The sequence below is a fragment of the Mesorhizobium sp. ES1-3 genome, from assembly GCF_020164795.1.
Lineage (GTDB): Bacteria > Pseudomonadota > Alphaproteobacteria > Rhizobiales > Rhizobiaceae > Mesorhizobium.
The window spans coordinates 59,751-85,945 of sequence record NZ_JAIUGW010000015.1; the positions used below are offsets into that span (position 1 = coordinate 59,751).

Annotated in this window: 29 protein-coding genes; 13 read left to right on the forward strand and 16 right to left on the reverse strand. The window is 62.7% G+C overall.

The window, feature by feature from the left end; genetic code table 11:
* Positions 1-183 precede the first annotated feature (183 nt).
* Positions 184-1,098, reverse strand: coding sequence for an oxygen-dependent coproporphyrinogen oxidase (gene hemF / locus LB536_RS20215; protein ID WP_224595722.1), 915 nt, complete (start codon positions 1,096-1,098; stop codon positions 184-186).
* Between the two features lie 163 nt (positions 1,099-1,261).
* On the opposite strand from hemF, the gene LB536_RS20220 reads away from it, so the two are divergent.
* Positions 1,262-1,519, forward strand: a complete 258-nt coding sequence (locus tag LB536_RS20220; protein WP_023770299.1) for a hypothetical protein — start codon at positions 1,262-1,264, stop codon at positions 1,517-1,519.
* A 248-nt stretch (positions 1,520-1,767) separates the two neighbouring features.
* Here the strand turns inward: LB536_RS20220 and soxR are convergent, their stop codons facing one another.
* Positions 1,768-2,211: a redox-sensitive transcriptional activator SoxR gene (gene soxR, locus LB536_RS20225; protein ID WP_140810405.1), complete on the reverse strand. Its 444-nt coding sequence runs from the start codon at positions 2,209-2,211 to the stop codon at positions 1,768-1,770.
* Between the two features lie 129 nt (positions 2,212-2,340).
* Positions 2,341-2,799, reverse strand: coding sequence for a tRNA (cytidine(34)-2'-O)-methyltransferase (locus LB536_RS20230; RefSeq protein ID WP_140758486.1), 459 nt, complete (start codon positions 2,797-2,799; stop codon positions 2,341-2,343).
* 283 nt (positions 2,800-3,082) lie between these two features.
* Between LB536_RS20230 and LB536_RS20235 the strand changes: the two genes are divergently transcribed.
* Genes LB536_RS20235 through LB536_RS20255 form a run of 5 tightly spaced genes read left to right on the forward strand, consistent with a single transcriptional unit; the run spans position 3,083 to position 8,244 of the window.
* Entirely contained in the window at positions 3,083-3,601 is a 519-nt protein-coding gene (locus LB536_RS20235) for a hypothetical protein (protein WP_224595724.1), read from the forward strand.
* A 29-nt stretch (positions 3,602-3,630) separates the two neighbouring features.
* Complete coding sequence (locus LB536_RS20240; RefSeq protein WP_224595725.1) at positions 3,631-5,517, forward strand: ABC transporter ATP-binding protein; 1,887 nt, start codon at positions 3,631-3,633, stop codon at positions 5,515-5,517.
* 10 nt (positions 5,518-5,527) lie between these two features.
* Positions 5,528-7,411: an ABC transporter ATP-binding protein gene (locus LB536_RS20245; RefSeq protein WP_224595726.1), complete on the forward strand. Its 1,884-nt coding sequence runs from the start codon at positions 5,528-5,530 to the stop codon at positions 7,409-7,411.
* A gap of 4 nt (positions 7,412-7,415) precedes the next feature.
* On the forward strand, positions 7,416-7,931 hold the full coding sequence (locus LB536_RS20250; protein WP_224595727.1) for a GNAT family N-acetyltransferase: 516 nt from the start codon (positions 7,416-7,418) through the stop codon (positions 7,929-7,931).
* A 1-nt stretch (position 7,932) separates the two neighbouring features.
* Positions 7,933-8,244, forward strand: a complete 312-nt coding sequence (locus tag LB536_RS20255) for a DUF6665 family protein (protein ID WP_224595728.1) — start codon at positions 7,933-7,935, stop codon at positions 8,242-8,244.
* On the opposite strand, the gene LB536_RS20260 is transcribed toward LB536_RS20255, so the two are convergent.
* Both LB536_RS20260 and LB536_RS20265 read right to left on the reverse strand, forming a co-directional pair.
* Positions 8,225-9,067 (reverse strand): alpha/beta fold hydrolase, encoded by an 843-nt coding sequence (locus LB536_RS20260; protein ID WP_224595729.1) that lies wholly within the window; start codon positions 9,065-9,067, stop codon positions 8,225-8,227. The two genes, LB536_RS20255 and LB536_RS20260, sit on opposite strands and share 20 nt — an antisense overlap.
* Before the next feature lie 125 nt (positions 9,068-9,192).
* Positions 9,193-9,537, reverse strand: coding sequence for a cupin domain-containing protein (locus LB536_RS20265; protein WP_140758480.1), 345 nt, complete (start codon positions 9,535-9,537; stop codon positions 9,193-9,195).
* 314 nt (positions 9,538-9,851) lie between these two features.
* Between LB536_RS20265 and petA the strand changes: the two genes are divergently transcribed.
* From petA to LB536_RS20285, 4 genes are all read left to right on the forward strand, one after another.
* Positions 9,852-10,412 carry a ubiquinol-cytochrome c reductase iron-sulfur subunit gene (gene petA / locus LB536_RS20270; protein ID WP_140758479.1) on the forward strand — a complete coding sequence of 187 codons (561 nt, stop codon included), beginning with the start codon at positions 9,852-9,854 and terminating at the stop codon, positions 10,410-10,412.
* A 16-nt stretch (positions 10,413-10,428) separates the two neighbouring features.
* The gene (locus LB536_RS20275; protein WP_140758478.1) at positions 10,429-11,769 is read left to right on the forward strand and encodes a cytochrome b; all 1,341 of its coding nucleotides are present in this window, start codon (positions 10,429-10,431) and stop codon (positions 11,767-11,769) included.
* A gap of 27 nt (positions 11,770-11,796) precedes the next feature.
* Positions 11,797-12,669: a cytochrome c1 gene (locus LB536_RS20280; RefSeq protein WP_140810397.1), complete on the forward strand. Its 873-nt coding sequence runs from the start codon at positions 11,797-11,799 to the stop codon at positions 12,667-12,669.
* A 225-nt stretch (positions 12,670-12,894) separates the two neighbouring features.
* The gene (locus tag LB536_RS20285) at positions 12,895-13,440 is read left to right on the forward strand and encodes an adenine phosphoribosyltransferase (protein ID WP_027143364.1); all 546 of its coding nucleotides are present in this window, start codon (positions 12,895-12,897) and stop codon (positions 13,438-13,440) included.
* Positions 13,441-13,490: 50 nt separating this feature from the next.
* Here LB536_RS20285 and LB536_RS20290 read toward each other — a convergent pair whose 3' ends face one another.
* Both LB536_RS20290 and LB536_RS20295 read right to left on the reverse strand, forming a co-directional pair.
* Positions 13,491-13,949, reverse strand: coding sequence for a MaoC family dehydratase (locus LB536_RS20290; protein ID WP_140810396.1), 459 nt, complete (start codon positions 13,947-13,949; stop codon positions 13,491-13,493).
* On the reverse strand, positions 13,946-14,416 hold the full coding sequence (locus tag LB536_RS20295; RefSeq protein WP_224595730.1) for a MaoC family dehydratase: 471 nt from the start codon (positions 14,414-14,416) through the stop codon (positions 13,946-13,948). Before LB536_RS20295 ends, LB536_RS20290 begins: the two co-directional genes overlap by 4 nt.
* A 288-nt stretch (positions 14,417-14,704) precedes the next feature.
* Between LB536_RS20295 and LB536_RS20300 the strand changes: the two genes are divergently transcribed.
* A complete protein-coding gene (locus tag LB536_RS20300) occupies positions 14,705-15,586 on the forward strand; it encodes a DUF6602 domain-containing protein (RefSeq protein ID WP_224595731.1) in 882 nt (293 codons plus the stop codon).
* Positions 15,587-15,810: 224 nt separating this feature from the next.
* Here the strand turns inward: LB536_RS20300 and ychF are convergent, their stop codons facing one another.
* The 4 genes from ychF to LB536_RS20320 all read right to left on the reverse strand — a co-directional run bounded on the left by ychF (position 15,811) and on the right by LB536_RS20320 (position 19,096).
* Complete coding sequence (ychF, locus tag LB536_RS20305) at positions 15,811-16,914, reverse strand: redox-regulated ATPase YchF (RefSeq protein WP_140810392.1); 1,104 nt, start codon at positions 16,912-16,914, stop codon at positions 15,811-15,813.
* A 98-nt stretch (positions 16,915-17,012) separates the two neighbouring features.
* Positions 17,013-17,768: an aminoacyl-tRNA hydrolase gene (gene pth / locus LB536_RS20310; RefSeq protein ID WP_224595732.1), complete on the reverse strand. Its 756-nt coding sequence runs from the start codon at positions 17,766-17,768 to the stop codon at positions 17,013-17,015.
* A 23-nt stretch (positions 17,769-17,791) separates the two neighbouring features.
* Positions 17,792-18,433 carry a 50S ribosomal protein L25/general stress protein Ctc gene (locus tag LB536_RS20315; protein ID WP_140810390.1) on the reverse strand — a complete coding sequence of 214 codons (642 nt, stop codon included), beginning with the start codon at positions 18,431-18,433 and terminating at the stop codon, positions 17,792-17,794.
* A 234-nt stretch (positions 18,434-18,667) separates the two neighbouring features.
* Complete coding sequence (locus LB536_RS20320) at positions 18,668-19,096, reverse strand: MarR family winged helix-turn-helix transcriptional regulator (protein WP_224595735.1); 429 nt, start codon at positions 19,094-19,096, stop codon at positions 18,668-18,670.
* Positions 19,097-19,247: 151 nt separating this feature from the next.
* On the opposite strand from LB536_RS20320, the gene LB536_RS20325 reads away from it, so the two are divergent.
* Positions 19,248-20,105, forward strand: coding sequence for an alpha/beta fold hydrolase (locus LB536_RS20325; protein WP_224595738.1), 858 nt, complete (start codon positions 19,248-19,250; stop codon positions 20,103-20,105).
* Between the two features lie 72 nt (positions 20,106-20,177).
* Here LB536_RS20325 and LB536_RS20330 read toward each other — a convergent pair whose 3' ends face one another.
* Complete coding sequence (locus LB536_RS20330) at positions 20,178-21,419, reverse strand: MFS transporter (RefSeq protein WP_224595742.1); 1,242 nt, start codon at positions 21,417-21,419, stop codon at positions 20,178-20,180.
* Positions 21,420-21,557: 138 nt separating this feature from the next.
* Here LB536_RS20330 and LB536_RS20335 point away from each other — a divergent pair, with 138 nt between their 5' ends.
* Positions 21,558-22,454, forward strand: a complete 897-nt coding sequence (locus LB536_RS20335; RefSeq protein ID WP_224595744.1) for an AraC family transcriptional regulator — start codon at positions 21,558-21,560, stop codon at positions 22,452-22,454.
* Positions 22,455-22,462: 8 nt separating this feature from the next.
* Here the strand turns inward: LB536_RS20335 and LB536_RS20340 are convergent, their stop codons facing one another.
* The 4 genes from LB536_RS20340 to pgeF all read right to left on the reverse strand — a co-directional run bounded on the left by LB536_RS20340 (position 22,463) and on the right by pgeF (position 26,175).
* Positions 22,463-23,398 (reverse strand): ribose-phosphate pyrophosphokinase, encoded by a 936-nt coding sequence (locus LB536_RS20340; RefSeq protein WP_140758465.1) that lies wholly within the window; start codon positions 23,396-23,398, stop codon positions 22,463-22,465.
* 152 nt (positions 23,399-23,550) lie between these two features.
* Entirely contained in the window at positions 23,551-24,186 is a 636-nt protein-coding gene (locus LB536_RS20345) for a hypothetical protein (RefSeq protein WP_224595747.1), read from the reverse strand.
* A gap of 43 nt (positions 24,187-24,229) precedes the next feature.
* Positions 24,230-25,381 carry a M24 family metallopeptidase gene (locus LB536_RS20350; RefSeq protein ID WP_140810384.1) on the reverse strand — a complete coding sequence of 384 codons (1,152 nt, stop codon included), beginning with the start codon at positions 25,379-25,381 and terminating at the stop codon, positions 24,230-24,232.
* Positions 25,381-26,175: a peptidoglycan editing factor PgeF gene (pgeF, locus tag LB536_RS20355; RefSeq protein ID WP_224595750.1), complete on the reverse strand. Its 795-nt coding sequence runs from the start codon at positions 26,173-26,175 to the stop codon at positions 25,381-25,383. The genes LB536_RS20350 and pgeF overlap by 1 nt, the downstream gene beginning before the upstream one ends.
* Between the last annotated feature and the right edge of the window lie 20 nt (positions 26,176-26,195).

The window sequence follows — 26,195 nt, forward strand, 5'->3', positions numbered from 1 at the left end:
AGCGGTTGCATTTCCTGGAATTGCCCTCAGGCAAACCACCGGCGCTTCCCGACCCAAATGCGACAAATAACCCAGTTTTTTCAAATGGATATTAGACGAAAAAGATATTCCTGGCGTCACATTCCGCGCCCAGATTCGACAAATGGGACATCAATGCGGCTTCACATCGCGCTCACCATCTTGTTACGGCCAGCGCACCTCCGGCGGCAGGCTGGACAGGATCGAGGCGACATTGCCGCCGGTCTTCAGCCCGAAGATGGTGCCACGATCGTGAAGAAGGTTGAATTCGACATAGCGGCCGCGGCGGATCAGCTGTTCGTCGCGGTCGCCATCGGTCCAGTTCTCGTTGAAGTTGGCGCGCACCAGGTGGCCGTAGACGACGAGGAACGAACGCCCGACATCCTGGACGAAGTTGAAATCGGCGTTCCAGCCGCCCTTCTCGTCGCCCGAATGCAGCCAGTCGAAGAAGATGCCGCCGGTACCGCGCGGCTCGTTGCGATGCGGCAGGAAGAAGTACTCGTCGCACCAGGCCTTGAATTTCGGATAATCGGCGACGCCGGCGTTCTTCTCGCAAGCGAACTGCATGGCACGGTGGAAGGCTGTCGTGTCGGGATCGTCCTGCGTGCGGCGGCGGTCGAGCACCGGCGTCAGGTCGGCGCCACCGCCGAACCAATGCCTTGAAGTGACGACCATGCGCGTGTTCATGTGCACGGCCGGAACGTTGGGATTCCACGGGTGCGCGATCAGCGAAATGCCCGATGCCCAGAAGCGCGGGTCTTCCTCGGCGCCAGGCATCTGCTTCCTGAATTCGGGCGAGAACTCGCCATGAACGGTCGATGTGTGGACGCCGACCTTCTCGAAGACGCGGCCATGCATCATCGACATGGTGCCGCCGCCGCCCTTGCCGTGGTCACGTTCCCAGGACGTCTGTTCGAAGCGGCCGGGCGACCAGGAGGCCAGCGGCCCGCCGAGGTCCTGCTCGATCTGCTCGAAAGTGCCACAGATGCGCTCGCGCAGCGCCTCGAACCAAAGCCGGGCCTTCATCTTCTTCTCTTCGATGTCGGCGGGTAGCCCCGCCGGTATTTCAGGTCGTTCCAAGTGCCGTCTCCGGTTTGCGGGGCGGTGAGTCGACAAAAGACTCGTCTTTTCCGGGCGCGATCCCTAATCTCTTGAGGGACAGGGTCAAGTCACTTTGGTTTTGCGCATGATCCTTTCCGAAACTCGATTTCGGGGTCATGCGCTAGGTGCAAGGAGTTGTTTCGTGCGCACCCCGGCAAGACCGCCGCTGGATGGCCTGAAGAAAAGGCTCGACCAAAGCCGGGCCGAACGCGCGCGCATGCCGCGCGACGGTTTCCTGCGCGAGACCTTCGTCCTGCCGCGCTCGGATGCCCGCCTCAAGGCCAAGGAATGGTTCGAGCGCTTCCCCAAGCAGGCCTACTGGACCGAGATCGAAAGCTGGTTCGAGCGCCCGGGCGATCTGATCGAGTTCACGATCAGGCGGCTGCCGGCGGCGGATTGAGGAATATTACAACAAAAATAGATCGCGCAATTTTGGAGAATCTAGAATTAGGTTCTCGCCAAGTAGGTTGCTGAATTTTTCCAGGCCCATTTTTCGCGCCTCGTCAAAACTCACGGACGTATAGAGGGTTGGCATGCCGCCAGAATCGATCCGGTAGATCGTGATGAGTTGTGTCTCTTCTTCAGCCTGGATTAGGTGTCCTAACACAGACATTCCTCCCTTATCGCGCGATAATCGCATTGTTCTATTCAGGGTGCAATTAACCGCCGCGCGCCCGTTCCCTCCCTCGCCAGCCGATCCCCCTTGTTGCGAAGCGGGCATTTGTCGATCGACATGCAGCCGCAGCCGATGCAGTCGGTCAGGCCGTCGCGCAGCTTCTTTAGCTGGCTGATCTTCTGGTCGAGGTCATCGCGCCAAGCCGTTGAAAGCAGATTCCAATCCTCGCGGGTCGGCGTGCGGCCTTCAGGTAATGATTCAAGCGTGGCACCGATTTCCGCGAGCGAGATGCCGACCTCCTGGGCAATCCGGATTATGGCCACCCGGCGCAGCACGTCGCGGCCGTAGCGGCGCTGGTTGCCGGAGGTGCGGTGGCTGCGGATCAGCCCGCGGGCTTCATAGAAGTGCAGCGCCGACACCGCCACGCCGCTGCGCGCGGCCATCTGGCCGACCGTCAATTCCAACGCTGGTGCCATCTCGTAATTTTCCGCTTGACCTCAAGTTAAGTTGAGCTTGTAGCCAAGAAAGCCTGGATGTGCAAACGAAGGAGAAGGCGGATGTGCGCCTGGGCAAAAATCACCGCTGACCGCGCTGCCGGCGATCCCCTAGCCGAGTTGCCGGATGGCTTCGCCCGCCACCATGGCCACGGAAAGGGCGACGTTGAGGCTGCGCGCCGTGGGCCGCATCGGGATGGTCAGCCGAACATCCGCCGCCTGATGGACTGGATCCGGCACGCCCGCGGATTCGCGCCCGAACAGGAGGATGTCGCGGTCGGTGAAGCTGAAGTCGGTGTAGGGGGTCGCAGCCTTGGTCGACAGCAGCACCAGCCGATCCGCGCGGACCTTGCGCCACTCCTCGAAGGCATGCCAGTCGACATGCCGGGTCAAGGCCGCCATTTCGAGGTAGTCCATGCCGGCGCGCTTGAGCGCTTTGTCGGAGAGCGGAAAGCCGGCCGGCTCGATGATGTCGACGCCAAGCCCGAGACACGCGGCGAAGCGCAGGATTGTCCCGGTATTGCCGGCAATGTCAGGCTGGTAGAGCGCGATGCGGAGACCACGGTTCACTTTCGCGTCCTTCTAATAAGTGGCAGAACGGCCACAGCTGCTTCGCGGTTTTGGAAATTCCTGGACCTGCGGGTGGCCATTTTCTGCGAAGTCGAGTATACGACCAATATTGTCAACCCGAACCGATGGAGGGGTAATTCATGATGGCCATGCACATCCAGCGCCCCACCCGTGGGCTTACTTGCGCCCTGGCGGTTTCGGTACGACGTTTCTCCTGATCTTTTAGACACTTCCGCACCGATTTCCGCCGAAGCCATACCCTGGTCTTCGAAGGAATCCTGCGATGTTTTTCAAGCTGCCGAAGGGGCCGATGGCCCCGTCCCAACGCGTCCCGACTGATCCGCCGCCGATCCCGCGGCACGATGTCGATCATCCTTTTTATCTCTATTTCAACACGGAGGACGGACCGATGTTCGATCCATACAGAATACCGGGCTCGAGGAGCCTGCATGTCCACCGCCTGCCGACCTGGGCGCTGCTGATCGGCGACACCTATTCGTCGGCGGTTCATGCCGAAGTGCGCCGGCGTCCGCATCGCGGCATGCTGCCGGATGTCGATTTCTCGCACGCGGTTCCCGACCCGAGCCGGCCGTCGCTGGTGCGCCGGATTATCCGGCTGATCCGGCCGGGCGCGAAAAACCGCACTGGCACCGTGTCGTCAGGATCGACAAAGGTGCCTGTCGGCGAAAAGCCGGCGAGCCCCTATATTGCGCGAAGCAGGGCCGACGCATCGGATGATTCCGGAGCGTCGGCCCTCGACGCCATGCGGTCCGAGGATTTTGAACGTCGCCAAGCCGCGTAGGCGGAAAACAGATTTTACAGGCATGCCCCATGTTGTTGTTTAGCTGGTTTGAAAGAAGGCTCGACCCGTTCCCGTCCGCGGAACCGGTCGAGCCGCCCAAGACGTTGGTTGCCTTCTGCCTGCATTATACGCGCGGCGCATGGCCCTATATCCTTGTCGATGCGGTGCTGGTGGCGGCCATCGCCATCGCGGAAGTGTGGATGTTCGGCTTCCTCGGCCGCATCGTCGACTGGCTGTCGGGGCAGAACCGCGAGACGTTCCTGCAGACGGAGGGCTGGAAGCTCGCCGGCATGGCCTTCATCGTGTTGTTTGCGCTGCCCGGCACGGTTTGGCTGCATTCGCTGCTCAACCAGCAGACGCTGATGGGCAACTATCCCATGCGCATCCGTTGGCAGGTGCACCGTTACCTGCTCAAGCAGTCGATGAGTTTCTACCAGGACGAGTTCGCCGGCCGCATCGCCACCAAGCTGATGCAGACAGCACTTGCCGTGCGCGAATGCGTCATCAAGGTGATCGACGTCCTGAACTACGTCATCGTCTATTTCCTCGGCATGCTGTTGATCGTCGGTTCGGCCGACTGGCGGCTGGCCGCGCCGCTCGGCGTCTGGCTGGTCGGCTACATCCTGTTGCTGCGCTTTTTCATCCCGCGCCTGGGCAAGGTCGGCGAGGAGCAGGCCAATGCGCGCTCGACCATGACCGGCCGCGTCGTCGATAGCTACACCAACATCCAGACGGTCAAGCTGTTTTCCCATTCGCGCCGCGAAGCCGCCTTCGCCAGGGAAGGCATGATGGGCTTTCTCGACACGGTCTACCGGTCGATGCGGCTGGTGACGGTGCTGTTCGGCTCGCTCTACATACTGAACGCGCTGCTGTTGTTCTCGGTCACCGCCATCTCGCTGTGGCTATGGATGGGACAAGCGGTGACGATCGGCGCGGTCGCCGTCGTCATCGGCCTGGTGCTCCGCATGTGGGGCATGTCGCAGTGGATCATGTGGGAAATGTCGGGCCTGTTCGAGAATATCGGCACGGTGCAGGACGGCATTGCCTCCATCTCGCTGCCGCGCCTCGTCGAGGACAGGCCGGAGGCCAAGGAGATCGGCGTTTCCAAAGGCGATATCCGCTTCGAGGACATTCGCTTCCATTACGGCAAACAGAAGGGCGTCATCGAAAACCTGTCGCTGGCGGTGAAGCCGGGCGAGAAGGTCGGCATCGTCGGACGCTCGGGCGCCGGCAAGTCGACACTGGTCAATCTGCTCTTGCGCTTCTACGACCTGGAATCCGGCCGGATCCTGATCGACGGCCAGGAGATCGCCGGCGTGAAGCAGGATTCGCTGCGCGCCCAGATCGGCATGGTCACACAGGATACCTCGCTGCTGCATCGTTCCGTGAGCGAGAACATCCTCTACGGCCGCCCCGATGCAAGCGATGACATGCTTGTCGAGGCGGCGCGGCGGGCCGAGGCGCTTGATTTCATATCGGCGCTTTCGGACCACAGCGGCCGCCAGGGCTTCGACGCCTATGTCGGCGACCGCGGCGTCAAACTGTCCGGCGGCCAGCGGCAACGCATCGCCATTGCTCGCGTTATGTTGAAGGACGCGCCTATACTTATCCTCGACGAGGCGACGTCGGCGCTCGATTCCGAGGCGGAAGCCGCCATCCAGGAGAATCTCTACAGGCTCATGCAAGGCAAGACCGTCATCGCCATCGCGCACCGGCTGTCGACCATCGCGGCGATGGACAGGCTCGTGGTGATGGACCAGGGCCGCGTCATCGAGGAGGGTTCGCACGAGGAACTGGTCGCCAGAGGCGGGCTCTACGCGCAGCTCTGGCAGCGCCAGTCGGGTGGGTTCCTGCTCGAGGACGGCCCGGTCGACGCCGCCAACGACGCAGTTGTAAAGGGACAAGCCGCAGAATGATGGCCGCCGCATGATGACAGCCGTCTACCGCTGGTTCGAGAACTGGGTCTATCCGTTCAGGGAGCCGGCGAATCTTCGGCCACCGGCCAGCGTCGCCGGCTTCCTCTGGCACTATGTCGGCCAGGCGAAGTTCGCCTTCTTCGCCATGCTGGTCATCGGCGGCATCGCGCCGCTGGTCGAGGCCGGCCTGTTCTATTTTGTCGGGCGGCTGGTCGATATTCTCGATCAATTGCCCGGCGAGCGGAGCTGGCACGCGCTGTGGACCGCCGCCGGCCCCGAACTTGTGTTCATGGTCGCGGTGGTGCTGGTCATCCGAACCGTGGTCGTCGGGTTGTCGGCGCTGGTCGACGAACAGACGATCACGCCCGGCTTCTACAATCTGGTGCGCTGGCAGGCGCACCGGCACGTCTCGCGCCAGTCCTACGCCTTCTTCCAGAACGATTTCGCCGGCAGAATCGCGACGAAAGTCTGGCAGGCGGGGCAGGCGACCGGCGACCTGATGGAAAGCTTCATCGAGGTCGTCTGGTTCATGATCGTCTATACGGTGACGACGCTGGCCCTGGTCGCAGGGCTGGACCTCAGGCTGGCGGCATTGGTGGTGATCTGGATCACCGCCTTCGGCTTTCTGGCCAGGCGCTACCTGCCGGCGATCCGCAAGCACGCCGAAGCGACAGCCGAGGCGGGCTCGATGATCAATGGCCGCATCGTCGATTCCTATTCCAACGTGCAAACACTGAAACTGTTCGCGGCCGACGGCGACGACCGCTACATCAGGAACGGCTTCGACATCTATCTCGACGCGCTGCGGCCTTTCACCCGCCGGTTGACCGGCGTGCGCATGGCGCTGACGACGCTCTCGGGCGTTATGATTACGGCGATCGGCTGCTTTGCCGTCTATCTCTGGGTCGAGGGTTCGATCACCGTCGGCGCCGTCGCCTTTACGCTGTCGCTGGTGCTGCGGCTCAACATGCTGCTCGGCCGGGTGATGATGCAGATGAACGGCATCTTGCGAAACCTCGGCGTGCTTGAGAACTCCAAGGCGCTGATCTCGCAGCCGCTCGGCCTGACCGATGAACCGGGCGTGAAGGAGCTGGTCGTGACGGGCGGACGCATCGACGTGAAGAATGTCGAGTTCCATTACGGCAAGGGGTTCGGCGTGCTGAACGGCATCGACCTTGTCGTCGAGCCGGGCGAGAAGGTCGGGCTGGTGGGGCCATCGGGCGCCGGCAAGACGACGTTGGCCAATCTGATCCTGCGCCTTTACGATCTCGAAAGCGGCCAGATCACCATCGACGGCCAGGACGTCTCTGGTGTGACGCAGAATTCGCTGCGCGCCAATATCGGCGTCGTCAGCCAGGACACGGCATTGTTCCACCGCTCGCTGCGCGACAACATCAAGCTCGGCATACCCGATGCAACCGACGCACAGGTGATCGCGGCGGCCAGGAAGGCCGAGGCGCACGAGTTCATCCTGACCTTGCGCGACAACAGGGACCGCCAGGGCTACGAGGCCTTTGTCGGCGAACGCGGCGTCAAGCTGTCGGGCGGCCAGCGCCAGCGCGTGGCCATCGCCCGCGTCTTCCTCAAGGATGCGCCGATCCTGATCCTCGACGAGGCGACGTCGGCACTCGATTCCGACATCGAGGCGGCGATCCAGGAGAATCTGACGCGGCTGATGGAGAACAAGACCGTGATCGCCATCGCGCACCGGCTGTCGACGATCGCGGCCCTCGACCGGCTGGTAGTGCTGGACGGCGGCCGCATCGTCGAGCAAGGCACGCATGACGAACTTGTGGCGCTCGACGGGCTCTATGCCCGGCTGTGGAAGCGCCAATCCGGCGGCTTCCTCTATCACGAGGAAAGCGTGCTGGAAGAGACGCGGCCGGCGGAGTAGGCGCATGGGTGGATCGCCAGAGGCCAGCCCGGAAATCGGCCCAGAGGTCGGCCCAGAAATCGGCCCAGGGATCGGCTACGTGCTCAAGCGTTTGCGACCAACCGTGGCGGCCTTCGACGCGTTGAAGGAAGAGAGCCGGCTGGAGGGTTACTGGATGCTGGTGCGCCTGGGCGATGGCTGGGCAAGCGGCCGCAACAAGTTCCTGAGGCGGGGCGAGGCGCTGTTTGGAGCATGGCATGGCGCCGAACTCGCCGGCGTTTGCGGGCTGAACATCGATCCTTATTTCGAGGGCAGGGACCAGGGCCGGGTCCGGCACCTGTTCGTCAGCTCACGCCATCGCCGCAACGGCCTTGGCCGCATGCTGGTCGAGACCGTGATCGACCGGGCTCGCCAATATTTCACCGTGTTGAACACCCGCGCGCCGCCGGAGGCCTTCGGCTTTTATGAACGGCTTGGCTTTCAGCGCCTGGAAGGCGAAGAATTCGTTACCCACCGCATGGTGTTCGGGAAGGGAAACTGAAATGTCCTTGCGTCCGCCATCTCATCTTGCCGGCACTTCGGCTGCCGAGGCGACTTTCGACGCGCTTGGCCATGAAATCCTCGCCGAGAAGGCGGCCGCCCTCGGTCGCGCCGGACAGCGCGTGGAAGAAACCCTGGCCCGGCTGCGCGACAATGGCGACGATGAGTTGCGCCCCCGTCTGCTCAAGGAGGCGGCCGCGGCGGTGCATGGCTATTTCATCCAGCGCGAACTGTGCGGCTTTCGCAAGCATGACGCCGTGATCCACGAATACGATATCCCGAAAGCCGTGCTGGTCAGGCTTGGCGCCATGTAGAGCTGGAGCTTGCCGCGCTGATTTCCCCGTGGAAGCGCGCCAGGCGGGCGGCAAGCGCATCGGGATTTTCGTCGGCAACGAAATGTCCGCTGTCGGCTATGATGTCGCCCTCGACATTTGAGAGCCCGGCGGCGCGCAGGCCATCGACATAGTCGCCGATGTCGCCGGACTCGGCCGCACCCCTCAGATACAGCACCGGAATCGCAATCGGCTTCGCGGGCCGCGCGGCATTGGCCTTGGCATCCTCGGGAAAGGCGCGATACCAGTCGAACCCCGCCTGGAGGCTTTCCGGCCGGGAATAGGCCTTGGCGTAGATTTCCCTGGCGTCGTCAGGGATCGAGGCTCGATCCTTCGAAAGCACATTGAAGAAGAAGTCGAAATAGGCGCTCTGATGGCCGCTGACCAGCGTTTCCGGCAAGGCCGGGACGGCATGGAACGCAAAGTGCCAGATCCGCGGATCGCGAATGACCTTCTCCCACGGCGCAATGCCTGGAATGACGACATCCATGATCGCCGCGCCGGAAAGGATGTCCGGATGGTCTCTCAACAGGGCAAACACGATCTGGCCGCCGACATCATGGCCGGCGGCCACGAGTTGCCGCAGCCCGCAAACCTCGGCGACGCCTCGCATCAGTCTCGCCAGGGTTCTCTTGTCGCCAGCCCCGGGCAGGTCTTGCGAGCCGCCGATGCAGGGCAGGTCAGGGGCGACGACCCGGTAGTCGGCCGCCAGCCGGCCGATCACCCGCTCGAAGGCGTAGGAGCTTTGCGGCCATCCATGCAGCAGGAGGAAAGCCGGCGCTCCGGCAGGGCCTGCCTCGCGCATGGCAATGCTCAGCCCTTCGATTTCGATGGTCGAGGTTTGGATGTCCTGGCCCTGGCGGCTTCCCGGATGGCGCCTATGCCGTAGATCTAGGCGCCAACCGGGAATCCGCCAGGGCTATGCAGGAATCACTCCAGCCATTCGGTTATGAAGCTACCGTTTTCGTGGATGTCGGTCGTTTCCAGCGGACCCGGGCCGAGATTGGTGAATTTGTGCGGCGTGTGCGGCGGCACGATGACGATCTGACCGGCGGTGGCTTCGATCTCCTGGTCGCCGACCGTGAACAAGCCGGTTCCCTCCCGGATGATGAAGATCTCGGCATAGGGATGGGCGTGCAGCCGCGGGCCGCCGCCGACGCCGGGCAGGTAGTTGAAGATCAGGCAGGAGTTCGAGCCGTAGGCGCCGCACTGCAGTTCGCCCTTCCAGTGGTTGGAACGAACAGCCCATTCCTCGCGATCGATGACATGCGCCATGCGGCCAAGGATAGATCACGCCGATGCTCCCTGTCGAGGCGCAGCCAGGCATCGGAATTGCGGTTGTTTCCCGGCTGTTTAGCCGCCTTTCACGGCGCCTGGCCGTCCCGCCGGGCGACCGGGTATTTTGTCCCCGCGACAATCTGCCCTTGTGCCTTCACCCGTCTGGACAAAAACGGGCTTCACGCATAAACCGAAGTCCAAATGCCGGAGGAATTCGCTAGCCTGTTCGCCATGCGCTGTCGGGTTGGCGTGATTGAGCGGGGAACAAGGCTCGACCACCGGCGCGGAAGAGGCGAAAGGATCAGGCACCCGTGAGCGCAACCGACATCCACGATCCCAACCGTCGAGATTTTCTCTACGTCGCCACCGGCATGGCCGCCGTGGTCGGCGCCGGTGCCTTCGCCTGGCCGTTCATCGACCAGATGCGCCCCGACGCCTCGACGCTGGCGCTCGCTTCGGTCGAGGTCGATGTCTCCTCGCTGACGCCTGGCAGCTCGCTGATCGTCAAGTGGCGCGGCAAGCCGGTCGTGGTGCGCAACCGCACCGAGAAGGAAATGAAGGAAGGCGAGGCCGTCAGCCTCTCCGATCTCAAGGATCCGATCGCGCGCAACGCCAATTTGCCGGCCGATGCGCCGGCGACCGACGCCAACCGCACCACGCCCGGCAAGGAAGCCTGGATGGTGATGGTTCAGGTCTGCACCCATCTGGGTTGTATTCCGCTCGGCCAGGAAGGCGATTTCGGCGGCTGGTTCTGCCCGTGCCATGGCTCGCAATACGACACTGCCGGCCGCATCCGCAAAGGCCCGGCGCCGGAGAACATGGCGATTCCGGTATTCAAGTTCGTTTCCGACACCAAACTCCTTATCGGTTGAGGCAGGGGATATTTCGATGAGCGAGGGACACTCGACCTATACGCCGAAGACCGGTATCGAACGCTGGTTCGACGCCCGCATGCCGCTGCCCAGGATGGTCTATGACAGCTTCATCGCCTATCCGGTGCCGCGCAACCTGAACTATATGTGGACCTTCGGCGGCATCCTGGCGATCATGCTGGTGGCGCAGATCCTGACCGGCATCGTGCTGGCCATGCACTATACGGCCGACACCAATCTCGCCTTCGGTTCGGTCGAGAAGATCATGCGCGACGTGAATTCGGGATGGCTCCTGCGCTACATGCACGCCAATGGCGCCTCGTTCTTCTTCATCGCCGTCTACCTGCACATCTTCCGCGGTCTTTATTACGGTTCCTACAAGGCGCCGCGCGAACTTCTGTGGATCCTGGGCTGCATCATCTACCTCCTGATGATGGCGACCGGCTTCATGGGCTATGTGCTGCCATGGGGGCAGATGAGCTTCTGGGGCGCCACCGTCATCACCGGCTTCTTCAGCGCCATTCCGCTGGTCGGCGACTGGATCCAGCAGCTCCTGCTCGGCGGCTTTGCCGTCGACAATCCGACGCTCAACCGCTTCTTCGCGCTGCATTACCTGCTGCCGTTCATGATTGCCGGCGTCGTCGTGTTGCACGTCTGGGCGCTGCATGTCGTCGGCCAGTCGAACCCGACCGGCATCGAGGTCAAGTCGAAGACCGACACAGTCGCCTTCACCCCCTACGCGACCATCAAGGACGCGTTCGGCATGATCGTGTTCCTGTTCGTCTTCGCCTATTTCGTCTTCTACCTGCCGAACTATCTCGGCCATCCGGACAACTACACGGTCGCCAACCCGTTGAAGACCCCGGCCCATATCGTTCCGGAATGGTACTTCCTGCCGTTCTACGCGATCCTGCGCGCCATCACCTTCAACATCGGGCCGATCAATTCCAAGCTCGGCGGCGTGCTGTGCATGTTCGGCGCCATCGTCATGCTGTTCCTGGTGCCGTGGCTCGATACCTCTAAGGTGCGCTCGGCGGTCTACCGGCCCTGGTACAAGCTGTTCTTCTGGCTGTTCGTGGCCAATGCCATCCTGCTGGGCTGGCTGGGCTCGCAGCCGGCGGAAGGCGGCGGTCTGTTGAGCCTCCTAACCGGTGAGGTCGTGGGCAACTACGTTGGTTACGCTCAAGCTGCGACGCTGTTCTACTTCGCCTTCTTCCTCGTCATCCTGCCGGTGCTCGGCCTGATCGAGACGCCGCGCAGGCTGCCGAATTCGATCACCGAGGCGGTGCTGGAGAAGAATAAGGGCGGCAGCGGACATCCGGCGGGCGCCATGGCAGCACCTGAGACCAAGGGCTGAGCGGTAGAGAATCTAAGGGGATTTGGCATGAAAAAGATTCTCACCTCGCTTGCGCTGATCGGCCTTGTGGCCGCCGGCACTGGGGTAGCAGGCACTTGGGCGTTCGCGGCCGAAGAGGCGCACAGCGCGGCGGCACCGACGCATTTCCCGATCAACGAGCCGAAGGAAATGAGCTGGAGCTTCACCGGCCCGTTCGGCACCTATGACAAGGCGCAGCTGCAGCGCGGCCTGAAGGTCTACAAGGAAGTCTGCTCGGCCTGCCATTCGATGAACCTGGTGGCGTTCCGCACGCTGTCGGACCTCGGCTACAGCGACGCGCAGATCAAGACGCTGTCAGCCGAATACACCATCCATGACGGCCCCAACGATGCCGGCGACATGTTCGACCGTCCGGGCAAGCCGTCGGACCATTTCCCGCCGCCATTCGCGAACGTGGAAGCCGCCGCTGCCTCCAATGGCGGCGCGGCGCCGCCCGACATGTCGCTGCTGGCCAAGGCGCGCGGCGTCGAGCGTGGCTTTCCGCAGTTCGTCTTCGACATCTTCACCCAGTATGACGCGGGCGGTCCCGACTATATCCATTCGCTGCTGACCGGCTACGACCAGACGCCGCCGGCCGGAATGGTTATCCCGGAAGGCACGCATTACAACCCGTACTTCATGTCCGGCGTGTCGCTGAAGATGCCCAAGCCCCTCTCCGACGGTCAGGTGACCTATGACGACGGCTCGCCGCAGACCATCGACCAATATTCCCGCGACGTCGCTGCCTTCCTGACATGGGCTGCCGAGCCGCACATGGAAGACCGCAAGAAGATGGGCTTCCGCGTGCTGGTGTTCCTGCTTCTGTTCGGCGCGCTGGTCTACATGACCAAGCGCAAGGTATGGGAAGCTGTCGCACATTGAGGCCTTGGGCAGTTCGGAGCACGACATGGGGCGCCGCGAGGCGCCCTTTCTGCTTTTGGGGTGGATTACACCGCCACACCTGTGCGGCGTCACATGGCCGTCACCGCACATGCCGGATGTGCTTGTCTCGACCGTCACATCGCGCTAGCCGTTGTCGGTCGCGCCGGGTTACGATCGGCCCCGCGCCGTTTCGCTTCTGTCAGCTGGATCATCCGGAGCCGCTTCATGAAATCCTCGCTCGAAGACACGCTGCTGGCGTCGATCCGCACCATTCCGGACTATCCCAGGCCTGGCATCCTGTTTCGCGACATCACCACGCTGCTCGGCAACGCGCGCGCTTTCCGCCGCGCCATCGACGAGCTGGTGCATCCCTATGCCGGGCAGAAGATCGACAAGATCGCCGGCATCGAAGCGCGCGGCTTCATCCTTGGCGGCGCCGTCGCCCATCAGCTTTCGGCCGGCTTCGTGCCGATCCGCAAAAAGGGCAAGCTGCCTTATGAGACCGTGCGCGTCGCCTACAGCCTGGAATACGGGCTGGACGAGATGGAAATGCACAAGGACGGCGTCGCGCCCGGCGAGAAGGTGATCCTGGTCGACGATCTGATCGCCACCGGCGGCACGGCGGAAGCGGCGGTCAAGCTGCTGCGCCAGATCGGCGCCGACATCCTCGCCGCCTGCTTCGTCATTGACCTGCCGGATCTGGGCGGGCGCGCGAAGCTTGAAGCGCTCGGCGTGCCGGTGCGGACGCTGATCGGCTTCGAGGGCCATTGAGGGTGCGGGTTTCCCTTCTCCCACGGGGGGAGAAGGGAGAAGCGCCTGTGCTACTCCACCTTCACTAGCACCGCACTTTCGAATTCCAGCACCTTGCCGCCGGTCGAATCGGAGGCCTCGCAAAGCAGCGCCAGCAAACGCCAGCCGGGGCGGGACGCTATGGGGCGGTGGGAAAGCGCCGTGCGGGTGAAGGTGATGGTTTGCCCGGCATAGACGGGCTTCAGCCATTTCAGGTTCTTGAAGCCGGGGGAGGGGCCGAATTCGGGCACCGGGCCGTCCCAGCCTTCGGCGTCCAGGCGGGTCTCCAGATTCAGCTTCATCCAGGTGGCCGCGGTGTGCCAGCCGGAGGCGCAGAGCCCGCCGAGCACGCTCTTCCTCGCGGCCTCCTCGTCGATATGGAAGATCTGCGGGTCGTATTTGCGGGCGAACGCCTTGATCGCCTCAGGTTCGAATGTGTGCGAGCCCAGCGTCACCGTGGTGCCGATGCGGAAGAATTCGTCCAGTGTCATGACGCATTCCCCGCGGCATCGCGCGTCAGGAACATGACGGAATTCTCGAGCTCGAAGACGCTTTCGCCGCGCTGGTTGATCAGTTCGCTGCGCATGGTCACGAAGCCGAGTTGCGGCTTCGACTTCGACAGGCGCCTGGCCAGAACCACCAGGTTGCCCCGCAGCGTATCGCCGGCGAGCACCGGCTTTTTCCATTTGACCTGATCGACGCCAGGCGCACCCTGGCAGGTGGAGTCCAGCAAGAAGGCATCGCACAGCATGCGCATGAACATGGCGCAGGTGTGCCACCCTGAAGCCGACAGGCCACCGAGAATGCTGGCCTTGCCGGCCTCCTCGTCGAGATGCATCGGCTGGGCGTCGAACTCGCTGGCGAACTCGATGATCTCGGCCGCGCTCACCTGCTTGGCGCCGAGGTCGAACGAGGTCCCCTCGACGAAGTCCTCATAGGCCCATGTCTTGCGGGTCATGGTCAGGAATCCGGTTGCAGAACGCGCGATCCGCATGGATCGGAAAACCCGGATGCAGGCCGCGGGCGGTTTGGTCAAGCCCTTTCTGGTGAGCCAGCCAATGTATGCCGCTTCAGAGCCAGGGTGCGGCGCGCGGAAATGTCCGAATCAAGGCACATCCGCACATGACCGATAATAAAGCCGAGTCCAGCAAGGTCGGCAAAGCCGCTCTAGCCTTGGGCAACGCGCTTCCCGTAAAAGGGGTTCAGTGGAGGATATCCTTATGGGTTATTTAACGTCGATAAGTTGATGGCCGGGAACATTGCTCAATTGCGCATAGAGAAGGAGTTCTTCAGCTCGCTTACGTCCCATCCCGGCGAGGTCGGACGTCTTAACGAAACCCATCTCGTTCGAATGCTACGCAGGTACCTGCCAGCGAAATTCGGGATAGGTACCGGCTTCCTAGTCTCGGGAGGCGAACACGGAAGAATGAGTCCACAGTGCGACATCATCATCTTTGATGCGCTCAACAACGTGCCGTTTTACTCCTCCGAAGCATGGCAAATCTACCCGATCGAGATGGTGTACGGCGTTATTGAAGTAAAGACGAACATAAAAAAGGATAATCTTAAAAACGCCTTCACTAATTGCCTTTTCATACGAAATATGTGCAAGAATCCAGACGGAGCGCCAAACAAGAAATACCTTTGGCAATTACCTGCTGAGGTGAAGACGCCGGTGCGATACGAAAGACGACCATCGGACCTGCCCCCACGTTTTTTTGTCTTCGGGTATGGAGGCCCGACTGAAGCTAAACTAGCGAAGATGTTCCAGGATATCACAAAAAGGGTGGAACACGCTCATGTGCACGGGCTTTGCGTTTTGGATCAGGACAGCGGCCTGTTCTTGGAACATGAGGCCTATCGAAAGCCGGAGCAGCGTGTGTCGGCCATTAAAGAAAACGGGCTTTGGCACTTTCTCATGGAACTGCCCAAACGTCTAAGTTCGATGCTTCCCGTTGTTCCGCTCAAGGTCGAAAAGGAGGGTTCCAGTATCCTTCGTCCTGACACATACCTTTACAGACGAGACGCGTTCGATCAGGTGGATCTTGAGCATTACAGCTCGTTCGCGTCCTGGGAGACGTTCTCACCCGGCGATAGCCCCGCGTGGGGCCCTCGGGAGGGAGGTTGAACTGGAAGATTGCACAACGGGGGCTGAGTCCTCTCAAATCGAGAGTGTTGAAGCGGGCAGCGGCTCGCTCTGAGCCAGCCGCTGCCGAGGCAGTTGCGAAGCCAACTCGCGGCGCGGGTATAGAGAGTGCTTGGACCCCAAAAGCATCCACAGATACCGATCTGTCGATTTGAGATTCCCTTGCTGGTCGAACACGCCGCCGCTGCTGCGTGTCCTCCGTCACATCACGTGTTGAACTTGAACAGCATGACGTCGCCGTCCTGGACGACGTATTCCTTGCCTTCGTCGCGTGCCTTGCCGGCTTCCTTGGCCGCCACTTCGCCGCCCAGGGTGACGAAGTCGTTGTAGGCGATGGTCTGGGCGCGGATGAAGCCGCGTTCGAAGTCGGTGTGGATGACGCCGGCGGCCTGCGGGGCCTTGTCGCCCTTGTGGACGGTCCAGGCGCGCGTTTCCTTCGGACCGGCGGTGAAATAGGTGATCAGATGCAACAGGTCGTAGCCGGCGCGGATGACCTTGTTGAGGCCAGGCTCGTCGAGCCCGAGCGAGGACAGGAACTCCATCTCTTCCTCGTCCGAGAGCTGGGCGACTTCGGCCTCGATCGCGGCCGAGATCACGACGGTGCCGGCGCCCTGCGCGGTGGCCATCTTTTCCACGGCCCTGGTGTGCTCGTTGCCGGTCGCGGCATCGGCCTCGGCGACGTTGCAGACATAAAGCACGGGGTGCGAGGTCAGAAGGTTGAGCCCCTGCAGGATGCGCAGGTCCTCCGCCGAAATGCCCTTGAGCAGGATGCGGGTCGGCTTGCCGGCCTGCAGCAGCTCAAGTGCTGCCTCCATCATCGGCAATACGGTCGTCGCTTCCTTGTCCTTGCTGCCGGCGCGCTTGCGGATCTGCACGATGCGGCGCTCGATGCTGTCGAGGTCGGCGAGCATCAGTTCGGTCTCGACCGTCTCGGCGTCGGCGACCGGGTCGATGCGGCCCTCGACATGGGTGATGTCGTCATCCTCGAAGCAGCGCAGCACATGCACGATGGCGTCGACCTCGCGGATGTTGGCGAGGAACTGGTTGCCCAATCCTTCGCCCTTCGAGGCGCCGCGCACCAGGCCGGCAATGTCGACGAAGGAGATGCGCGTCGGGATGATCTCCTTCGACTTGGCGACCTCGGCGATCTTCTGCAGGCGCGGATCGGGCACCGCCACTTCGCCGGTGTTCGGTTCGATGGTGCAGAAGGGATAATTGGCGGCCTGCGCGGCGGCCGTCCTCGTCAGCGCGTTGAAAAGCGTCGACTTGCCGACATTGGGCAAGCCAACGATGCCGCATTTGAAACCCATTTTGTCCGGTCCTATCGGGGAAAAGCGAAATTTGATCAGGGCTATGGGCGATAGGGGTTGGGAACGTCAAGCCCTGTAAGGCCACATGCGCCTATGCTTCAGTCCTTGTTGCCGAAGAGTTTCTTCAGCATGGCGGCCATCGGGCCGGTCTCGGGTAGCTTGGCGGGCGCCTGCTGGGGGCGGGCCTGGCGAATGTGGCTCTGCTGTTTCGAGCTTTGCTGTTTCGGGCTGGACTGCTTCTGCGCCGGCTTTTCCGGCTCGGCGCCCGCCTTGCCCTGGATGGCAAGGGCGGCCTTGTTCATGAAGCCGGATTCGTCGCCCTTGACGATCATCGCCGCATTGTCGGCGATCGCGTCGAGCAATGGGTCGAGCCATTCGCGGTCGGCCTTGGCGAAATCGCCGAGCACATGATGCTGGACCATTTCCTTGACGCCGGGATGGCCGACGCCGATGCGCACGCGCCGATAAGCGTTGCCGATATGGCCGTCGATCGAGCGGATGCCGTTGTGGCCGCCGGCGCCGCCGCCGGTCTTGATGCGCAGCTTACCTTCGGCAAGATCGATCTCGTCATAGAAGACGGTGAGGGCGGAAAGGTCGAGCTTGTAGAAGCGCAGCGCTTCGCCGACCGACTGGCCGGACAGATTCATGAAGGTCTGCGGCTTGATCAGGATGATCTTTTCGCCGCCGAGCGTGCCTTCGGAAATCAGGCCCTGGAACTTCTTCGACCAGGGCGAAAAGGAATGGCGGCGAGCGATAGCGTCCGCCGCCATGAAGCCGACATTGTGCCGGTTTTGAGCATATTTCGCGCCCGGATTGCCGAGGCCTGCAAAGACAAGCGCCGTCTTCCCTGGCATCGTCCGCTCCGGGCGTGAAAGAGTTACTTCTCTTCGGCGGCCGGAGCCGCTTCGGGAGCCTCAGCCTCGACCGTCTCTTCCGTCTCCGGCTTCATCGCCGCCGAACCAGCAACGGTCGCGATGGTGAAGTCGCGATCGGAGATGACCGGCTTGACGCCGGCCGGCAGCTTGACCGCCGAGATGTGGATCGAATCGCCGATGTCGGCGCCGGTGAGATCGACGGTGATGAATTCCGGGATCGCATTGGCCGGGCAGTGGAACTCGACTTCGTGACGCACGATGTTGAGCACGCCGCCACGCTTGATGCCGGGCGACTTGTCTTCATTGATGAAGTGCACGGGAACATCGACATTGACTTCCGTGTCCTTGCCAATGCGCAGGAAATCCACGTGCATCGGGAAGTCCTTGACAGGGTCAAGCTGGAAGTCCTTCGGCAGGACCTGGATCTTCTTGCCGTCGACATCGATCGTGGCGACCGTGGTCAGGAACCCGCCGCCATGGATCTTATAGAAGATGTCCTTGTAGGTGAGAGCGATCGCCAGGGGAGGCTGCTTGTCACCGTAAATTACTGCAGGCACTTTACCATTGCGGCGAACTGCACGGGCGGACCCCTTACCGACCTGTTCGCGCGCTTCGGCCTTGAGCTCGTAAGTATCGTGGCTCATGGTTTTTCCTTTCGCGTGTTATGGAGCGCCTACGGTCGGCGATGTGCCCAAGCCGTAAACGTCGAAAGCCGCCAGACCTCGATGTCCGAATGCCGGAAACCGCAGCGAGCGGATCTTTGTTCGGATCACAAGGGGAGGGCAGCCTTCCGCCGCGTTGCCTCCAAGGGTGTCTACGCGGGTGGCGGCTCTATAGCGGAAGGTGGGCAGGCGTGCAAGCGGTGGGAAGGCCGTCGCTTACCGGTCGCCGCTCAAGGCATCGCGCAGTGCCTGGACCTGCCGGTTCAGGGCGTCGAGCTCAGCCAGCGTCATGCCCGAGCGCTCAACCAGGGTCTCGTTCAGGCAGTTGCACTGCACGAGCAGCTTGCGGCCGGCTGCAGTCAGGTCGACCTGCACCTGGCGCTCGTCGGTCTGGCTGCGCTGTCGGGTCAATAGGCCGGCCTGCTCCATCCGCTTCACCAACGGCGTGACCGTGCTCGATTCCAGAGCGAGCCTGTGAGCGATCGCGCCGACAGACATGCCGTCGGCCTCGCCCAGCGCGTTGAGCACGAGATATTGCGGATAGGTGATGCCCATCTCGTCCAGCATCGGCTTGTAGGTGCGATTGATCGCCATGCTGGTGGCGTAGAGCGTGAAGCAGAGCTGATTGTCCAACGGGAGAGGCACGACGCATTCCTTTGCCGATTAAGCGCTCCAGATATGTACTACGAAAAATGATATCGCGATACATATTTCTGTGGACACGGGGATCAAGCTGCGCTAGCTATATTAGTATCGCGATATTGTTTATCGCGATACTAATCGAACGGAGATTGAGATGACCTCGCAAACCAAATCAGGCTCAGGCAGCGGCACGATCACCACCAAGGACGGCACGCAAATCTATTACAAGGACTGGGGAACCGGTCAGCCCATCGTCTTCCATCACGGATGGCCGTTGAGCAGCGACGACTGGGACGCTCAGATGCTGTTCTTCCTCGCACAGGGCTACCGTGTCATCGCCCATGACCGCCGCGGCCATGGCCGCTCGACCCAGACCGATATCGGCAACGAGATGGACACCTATGCCGCCGATGTGGCTGAACTTGTCGCGCATCTCGACCTCAGGGATGCCATCCATGTCGGCCATTCGACCGGGGGCGGCGAGGTGGCGCGCTATGTTGCCCGGTATGGCTCGGGCGGCCGTGTCGCCAAGGCAGCGTTGCTCGGCGCGGTGCCGCCGATCATGCTCAAGACCCCAGCCAATCCCGGCGGCCTTCCCATCGAGGTGTTCGACGGCTTCCGTTCCGGCGTCGCCGCCAACCGTGCCCAGCTCTATGTGGATGTTCCCGCCGGCCCGTTCTACGGTTTCAACCGTCCGGGCGCCGAGGTTTCGCAGGGCGTTGTCGACAACTGGTACCGCCAGGGGATGATGGGCGGCACCAAGGCGCATTACGACTGCATCAAGGCCTTTTCGGAAACCGATTTCACCGAGGATTTGAAGGCGATCGACGTGCCGGTGCTGGTCATGCATGGCGACGACGACCAGATCGTCCCCCTCGCCGACTCGGCGCTGCTGAGCATCAAGCTGCTCAAGAAGGGCGAGCTCAAGGTCTACAAGGGCTTTCCGCACGGCATGGCCACGACCCACACCGAAATCATCAACGCCGACCTGCTGGCTTTCTTCAAGGCCTAGATGCTTTCCACCTGAACGGAAAAGGCACCCGCCGTGAGGCGGGTGCTTTTACCGGGATGCAGCTTGAATGATTTAAACGGTTGCTTGCGCCTTCCGGGCTTCCTTCATGTTGGGCAGGAACACTGTCAGCAGCCCCAGGAACGGCAGGTAGGAGCAGATCTGGAAGACGAAGTCGATGCCCTTCATGTCGGCGACGACGCCAAGCACGGCGGCCGCGATACCGCCGACGCCGAAGGCGAAACCGAAGAAGATGCCGGCGATCATGCCGACACGCCCCGGCACCAGTTCCTGCGCGAAGACGACGATGTTGGAGAAGGCCGACGACAGGATCAGGCCGATCAGCACGGTCAGCACCATCGTCCATTCCATGTTGGCGTAGGGGAGCGCCAGCGTGAAGGGCAGGACGCCGACGATCGAGAACCAGATCATCGCCTTTTGTCCATAGCGGTCGCCGAACGGGCCGCCGAGCAAGATGCCCAGCGCCGAAGAGCCGAGGAAGAGGAACAGCATGACCTGCGACATCTGCACCGAAACGCCGAACTTATGGATGGAATAGAAGGTGTAGTAGCTGGCGAGGCTGGCGATGTAGGCGTTCTTGGTCAGCACCAGCAAGGTCAGCACCGCCAATGCCCACATCACCTTCCGGCGCGGGAAGGGCGAGACGAAGCTTGCCGTCTTGCGATTGCCCTGCGCGGCGCGCAGGCGGCTGTACCAGCCGCCGACCTGCCACAGGATGACGATGCCGATCAGCGAGCCGACGGCGAACCAGGCGATGCTGGTCTGGCCGAAGGGCACGACGATGAAGGCGGCCAGCAAGGGGCCCATGGACTGGCCGAAATTGCCGCCGACCTGGAACAGCGACTGCGCCAGGCCAAACCGGCCACCGGATGCGAAGCGGGCGATGCGCGAGGATTCCGGATGGAAAATCGCCGAACCGATGCCGATCAGCGAGGCACCGATCAGGAGCAGATAGTAGTGCCCGGCATAGGCCAGCACGACCAGGCCGATCAGCGAGGACGCCATGCCCCAGGGCAGCGAATAGGGCATCGGCCGCTTGTCGGTGACCGCGCCGATGATCGGCTGCAGCAAGGATGCCGTCACCTGGAAGGTGAAGGTCAACAGGCCGATCTGCCAGAAGTCGAGGCCGTAATTGTCTTTCAGAAGCGGATAGATGGCCGATAGCAGCGACTGCATGATGTCGTTGATGGAGTGGCAGAGGCTCACCGCCAGGATGACGGTGAAGGCCGTCGCCTGGGCTGAAGCGTGACTAGCGGTCGCTTGTGTCGCGACGCTGCTGGCTGTCGTATCGGTCAAGATAGGCTCCGTAGTCTTTTTGGCGGGTGTTCCCGCGGGCGACGTGGCGGGGGCTTCCCGCAGGCAGCCTTATAGTCCGGTTGCCAAGCGACTTCTTTCGTGGTTTGGTCCAATAGTTTCGCGAGTGGGCCATACCGAATGCCAAAAACCAGGGAGATTTTCGGCGCCGGCCACACCGATCTCGAGCAATTGCACGGGTTGCGTTGGCAGTGGCTCGAGCAGGCGGTCGAGCCGGCGGTGGTGTTGCCGACCGAATATCCGGACGGCTACCACGTGCCGCACCACCACCACAGCCGCAGCCAGTTGCTGCACGCGCTGGTCGGCGTCGTGCTGGTGACGACACGGCATGGGCGCTGGATGGTGCCGCCGGACCATGCGATGTGGATTCCGGCCGGCATCGAACATTCCGTCGAGATGCTGGGCGATGTCTCGATGCGCTCCGTCTATGTCATGCCGCAGGCGATCCCGGGCCTGCCGGAAGGCATGCGCGTCGTCGGCATCACCGACCTGATGCACAGTCTGATCGTGGAATCCGAGAAGCTGCCGCAAGGCGGCGAGCTTGAAGGGCGCGGCGGCCTGATCATGAACCTACTCCTGCATGAGATCCCGCAATTGCCGGAGCGGCCGCTCGGCCTGCCATTTCCGTCGGATCCCAAACTGGCGGCGCTCTGCCGGCGTTTCGTCGCAGCACCCTCACCGCATGCAACGATCGACGAATGGGCCGATACCGTCGGCATGAGCAGGCGTTCCTTCACGCGCGCCTTCCAGCGCCAGACCGGCCTGTCGCTGTCGACCTGGCGCCAGCAGGCCTGCCTGTTCGCGGCACTGCCGAGGCTCGCCGACGGCGAGCCGATCACCCGGGTGGCGCTCGATCTCGGTTATGACAGCGTGCCGGCCTTCATCACCATGTTCAAGCGCATGCTGGGTTCCTCGCCGCGCGGCTATATGCGCGGGGCGCGTGATGCCGGCGAAGGCATGCGCCGAGCCCCGGCCCGGTTAGAAGCCCCGGCACCCTCGGCCTTGCCGCAGGGGTAACCGGCTTTTCAGTCGAACAGACTCGACACCGATTCCTCGGTCGCCGTGCGCGAAATGGCTTCGCCCATCAGGTCGGCGATCGAGATGACGCGGATATTGGGCGCGTCGAGCACGCCCTGCGTCGGCTGGATGGAATCGGTGATCACCAGTTCCTGCAGCTTCGAGGCGCTGATGCGGGCGACCGCGCCGCCCGACAGCACGCCGTGGGTGATGTAGGCGGTGACGCTGGTGGCGCCGTTGGCCAGCAGCGCGTCGGCGGCGTTGCACAGCGTGCCGCCGGAATCGACGATGTCGTCGATCAAAAGGCAATCCTTGCCGGCGACCGCGCCGATGATGTTCATGACTTCCGATTCGCCCGGACGCTCACGGCGCTTGTCGACGATGGCGAGTTGCGCGTCGAAGCGCTTGGCCAGAGCGCGGGCACGCACCACGCCGCCAATATCGGGCGACACCACCACGACATTGCCGAGCTGCTTGTACTTAGCCTTGACGTCGCGGGCCATCACCGGCACCGAGAACAGATTGTCGGTCGGGATGTCGAAGAAGCCCTGGATCTGGCCGGCATGGAGATCCAGCGTCAAAACCCGGTCCACGCCGGCGCGGGTGATCATGTTGGCGACCAGCTTGGCCGAGATCGGCGTGCGCCCGGAAGCGCGGCGATCCTGCCTTGCGTAGCCGAAATAGGGAATAACCGCCGTGATGCGCTTGGCCGACGAGCGCATGAAGGCGTCGATCATGATGAGCAATTCCATCAGGTGATCGTTGGTCGGAAAGGAAGTCGACTGCAGGATGAAGACATCCTCGCCGCGCACATTTTCCTGGATTTCGACGAAGATTTCCTGGTCGGCGAAGCGCCTGACACTGGCCTTGCCCAGCGGGATGTTGAGATAGCGGGCGACCGCTTCGGCCAGCACCCTGTTGGAATTGCCCGCGAAGAGTTTCATGCACCGTTCCTGGTGGAGGACGGAGAGGTCCGGCGGACTCTCCTGCGCCTTTTAACCGGGCTTTTAGCGGCCCGCGCTGGTATTGCAAGCGCCGAGATCGTGAATCCGCCGGCTAAGCCCAGGAAAACTGTTCGGCGTCACCGACTGGCACCTCAACTCGCCTTGCCGCTGAGAAAGGCCGCGAACTGATCGATGGTCTGGTCGGCGATCGCCTGCATGGTGGCCGGCGAGACCGACTTCCAGCTGTCGGCGCCCGCGCTGCCGCCGGAACTGGTCGAAGGCGCCTTCATCTGGCCGTTGATGCGGTGCAGCCGGTTACCGGAGGGGTCGTAGACGTCCCAGACATAGATGACGGTGGTGTCCTTGCCTTCCGTCATCGCCGAGAAGTAGCCCTTGAGCACGTGGGTAGCGGTCTGGTCCTGGCTGCCGGCCAGCGTGATGCCGCGCTGCTTGGCGCGTGTCTGCAGTTCCGCCGTCAGCGGCGTGGCGGCTTCCACCGAAGCGCCGACGATCGGCGCGATCTGCAGCCGGGTCTTCGACAGGATGGCGGCGGCCTGGGCGGAGGTGACGGGCGCGGCGGCAGGTGCGCCCGCCGTCGTGGTGGCCGTCGCGGCCGGCGCCGGGGCGGGAACGGTGGCCGCGGCGCTGCCTTGCGTGGCGGGTGCGGGCTGTGCCGAAGCCGCCGGCGGGGTGATGGCGGAAGGTTCGAGGACGTCCTTTGCGTTGGTGCAGGCAGTCAAAGCCAATGCCACAAGCAATGACACGGTCGTCACATGCGATCGTCTCATTTGCCTTCTAACTCCTTGGCGAAGAACGTCTCCCATTGTGGATTCACTGCACGATCAAGTCGAGATCATGGCGGGACAGCGGCTTCGGCTGGGATTCGGTGGTCAGGTAGGTGCGGCCAAGCGTCATCGCCGTCTCGGTCTCGGAATCCATGATGATCATGTGGGCAAACAGCGTCATGTTCGGCGCGATCGGCTCGGGATTGCCCTGGTAGAACATCGGCATGTCCATCCAGGACGGCGTGAAGCGGGCGCCGACCGAATAGCCGCAGGCGTTCAGCCGGTGCTTGGTCAGGCCGTGCGCTTCCATGGTGCGGGCGTGGGCGTCGAACACGTCGCCGAAGGTGTTTGCGGGCGTCATCGCCTTTTCGACGGCCAGAAGCGCTGCACGCGCCGCGTCGAACAGCTCCTGATGGCGCTTGGAGACCTTGCCGGTCAGCACCGTGCGCATCATCGGCGCATGGTAATGATGGAAGACGCCGGCCCATTCGAGCGTCAGCTGGTCGTTCTTGGTGAGCTTGCGGCGGCCGGCCTTGTAGCGGCACAGCAGCGCATCGACGCCGGAGCCGATGATGAACTCATTGGCCGGATAATCGCCGCCGCCGGCGAAGATCGCGCCCTGCATGGCGGCGAGGATCAGCGCCTCGTCGCCGCCCTGCTTGATCAGCGGCAGCGCCGCGTCCAGCGCGTCGTCGGAAAGATTGGCGGCCTTCTCCGCCTTGGCGACCTCGGCCGGGCTCTTGAACAGGCGCAGCCGGCCGACGATGCCGGAAGCATCGGCGATCTGGCCGAAGGTCTGCAACTGCTCGTCCAGGCGGCGGCCATTAAAGGCGGTCAGGCCGTGGGTGTCGTATTCGACGCCGATGCGGGCGCCGAGCAGGTCGAGTTCGTTGAGCAGGTTGCGCAGGTCGACCGCCGGATTGGCGCCGTCGCGGTCGGTCCACAGCACGATGTTGTCGATGATCGATGTGTGGCGCGCCTGGCGCAGATCGGCCGAGCGGGTCAGAAGCACCATGGAGCCGTCGGCCTTCACCACCAGGCACTGGAAGAAGCAGAAGCCGAACGTGTCGTAGCCGGTCAGCCAGTACATGCTTTCCTGCGCGAACAGCAGGATGGCGTCGAGCTTCTTCTCGGCCATCTCGATCATCAGCCGGTCGCGCCGCGCGTCGAATTCCGATCGTTCAAAATGCAGCACCATTATACCTCCTCCAAAACGATTGCCGAAACCTGCCGGCCATAATCGGGCTCCTTGCGGTGCGTGGTGCGCCGGTAGGAGAAAAACAGATCTTCCTCGGCATAGGTGCAGCGGCCAAGGCCATCGGCCGTCACGCCGGCCCTGGCCAGCCGGTCGATCGTATAGCGGTTGAGGTCGAACATCGAATGGCCGGCATGTGCCGAAGGCACGAAATACCGCGCATTTCCGCTATCGGCCTCGACGAAGCGAGCGACGAATTCCGGCCCCACTTCGTAATTGTCGGGACCGATCGAAGGGCCAAGCACGGCGACGATGTTTTCGCGACGGGCGCCGAGGCTTTCCATGGCGGCAATGGTGTTTTCGAGTACGCCCGTGAAGGCGCCTTTCCAGCCGGCATGCGCCGCGCCGATGATGCGCGCGCCCGTATCCGCGAACAGAACCGGGCCGCAGTCGGCGGTCGAGGCGCCGATGGCGATGCCCGGCCTGTCGGTGACGATGGCATCGGCCTTGGGCCGCTCGCCCGCGAAGGGTTCCCTGGCGATGACGACGTCGGGCGAATGGATCTGCCAGGCGGTCAACAGATGGCTTGCGGGCACGCCCATCCAGGCGGCGACGCGAGCCCGGTTCTGCGCCACCAGCGCCTGGTCGTCATCCGACCCGGTGCCGATGTTGAGGCCCTTGTAGATGCCCGTGGAGACGCCGCCGATGCGGGTGAAATAGCCGTGACGGATGCCTTGTGCCTGCGCCTGGTCCAGCAGCGGCGACCGAACGGGATCCGGTTTGGTCTGATTCAGCATGCGGGCGTTGTTGTCCGTGT

Coding starts and splice junctions, on each gene's coding strand:
- LB536_RS20240 (WP_224595725.1), top strand. CDS start 3,631: ATGTTGTTGTTTAGCTGGTTTGAAAGAAGGCTCGACCCGTTCCCGTCC.
- LB536_RS20250 (WP_224595727.1), top strand. CDS start 7,416: ATGGGTGGATCGCCAGAGGCCAGCCCGGAAATCGGCCCAGAGGTCGGC.
- LB536_RS20275 (WP_140758478.1), top strand. CDS start 10,429: ATGAGCGAGGGACACTCGACCTATACGCCGAAGACCGGTATCGAACGC.
- soxR (WP_140810405.1), bottom strand. CDS start 2,211: ATGGCACCAGCGTTGGAATTGACGGTCGGCCAGATGGCCGCGCGCAGC.
- LB536_RS20345 (WP_224595747.1), bottom strand. CDS start 24,186: ATGAGACGATCGCATGTGACGACCGTGTCATTGCTTGTGGCATTGGCT.
- LB536_RS20335 (WP_224595744.1), top strand. CDS start 21,558: ATGCCAAAAACCAGGGAGATTTTCGGCGCCGGCCACACCGATCTCGAG.
- LB536_RS20245 (WP_224595726.1), top strand. CDS start 5,528: ATGATGACAGCCGTCTACCGCTGGTTCGAGAACTGGGTCTATCCGTTC.
- LB536_RS20260 (WP_224595729.1), bottom strand. CDS start 9,067: ATGCGCGAGGCAGGCCCTGCCGGAGCGCCGGCTTTCCTCCTGCTGCAT.
- LB536_RS20350 (WP_140810384.1), bottom strand. CDS start 25,381: ATGGTGCTGCATTTTGAACGATCGGAATTCGACGCGCGGCGCGACCGG.
- pth (WP_224595732.1), bottom strand. CDS start 17,768: ATGCCAGGGAAGACGGCGCTTGTCTTTGCAGGCCTCGGCAATCCGGGC.
- LB536_RS20290 (WP_140810396.1), bottom strand. CDS start 13,949: ATGACACTGGACGAATTCTTCCGCATCGGCACCACGGTGACGCTGGGC.
- LB536_RS20295 (WP_224595730.1), bottom strand. CDS start 14,416: ATGACCCGCAAGACATGGGCCTATGAGGACTTCGTCGAGGGGACCTCG.
- LB536_RS20280 (WP_140810397.1), top strand. CDS start 11,797: ATGAAAAAGATTCTCACCTCGCTTGCGCTGATCGGCCTTGTGGCCGCC.
- LB536_RS20255 (WP_224595728.1), top strand. CDS start 7,933: ATGTCCTTGCGTCCGCCATCTCATCTTGCCGGCACTTCGGCTGCCGAG.
- ychF (WP_140810392.1), bottom strand. CDS start 16,914: ATGGGTTTCAAATGCGGCATCGTTGGCTTGCCCAATGTCGGCAAGTCG.
- LB536_RS20325 (WP_224595738.1), top strand. CDS start 19,248: ATGACCTCGCAAACCAAATCAGGCTCAGGCAGCGGCACGATCACCACC.
- LB536_RS20285 (WP_027143364.1), top strand. CDS start 12,895: ATGAAATCCTCGCTCGAAGACACGCTGCTGGCGTCGATCCGCACCATT.
- LB536_RS20340 (WP_140758465.1), bottom strand. CDS start 23,398: ATGAAACTCTTCGCGGGCAATTCCAACAGGGTGCTGGCCGAAGCGGTC.
- LB536_RS20300 (WP_224595731.1), top strand. CDS start 14,705: ATGGCCGGGAACATTGCTCAATTGCGCATAGAGAAGGAGTTCTTCAGC.
- pgeF (WP_224595750.1), bottom strand. CDS start 26,175: ATGCTGAATCAGACCAAACCGGATCCCGTTCGGTCGCCGCTGCTGGAC.
- LB536_RS20235 (WP_224595724.1), top strand. CDS start 3,083: ATGTTTTTCAAGCTGCCGAAGGGGCCGATGGCCCCGTCCCAACGCGTC.
- LB536_RS20315 (WP_140810390.1), bottom strand. CDS start 18,433: ATGAGCCACGATACTTACGAGCTCAAGGCCGAAGCGCGCGAACAGGTC.
- LB536_RS20265 (WP_140758480.1), bottom strand. CDS start 9,537: ATGGCGCATGTCATCGATCGCGAGGAATGGGCTGTTCGTTCCAACCAC.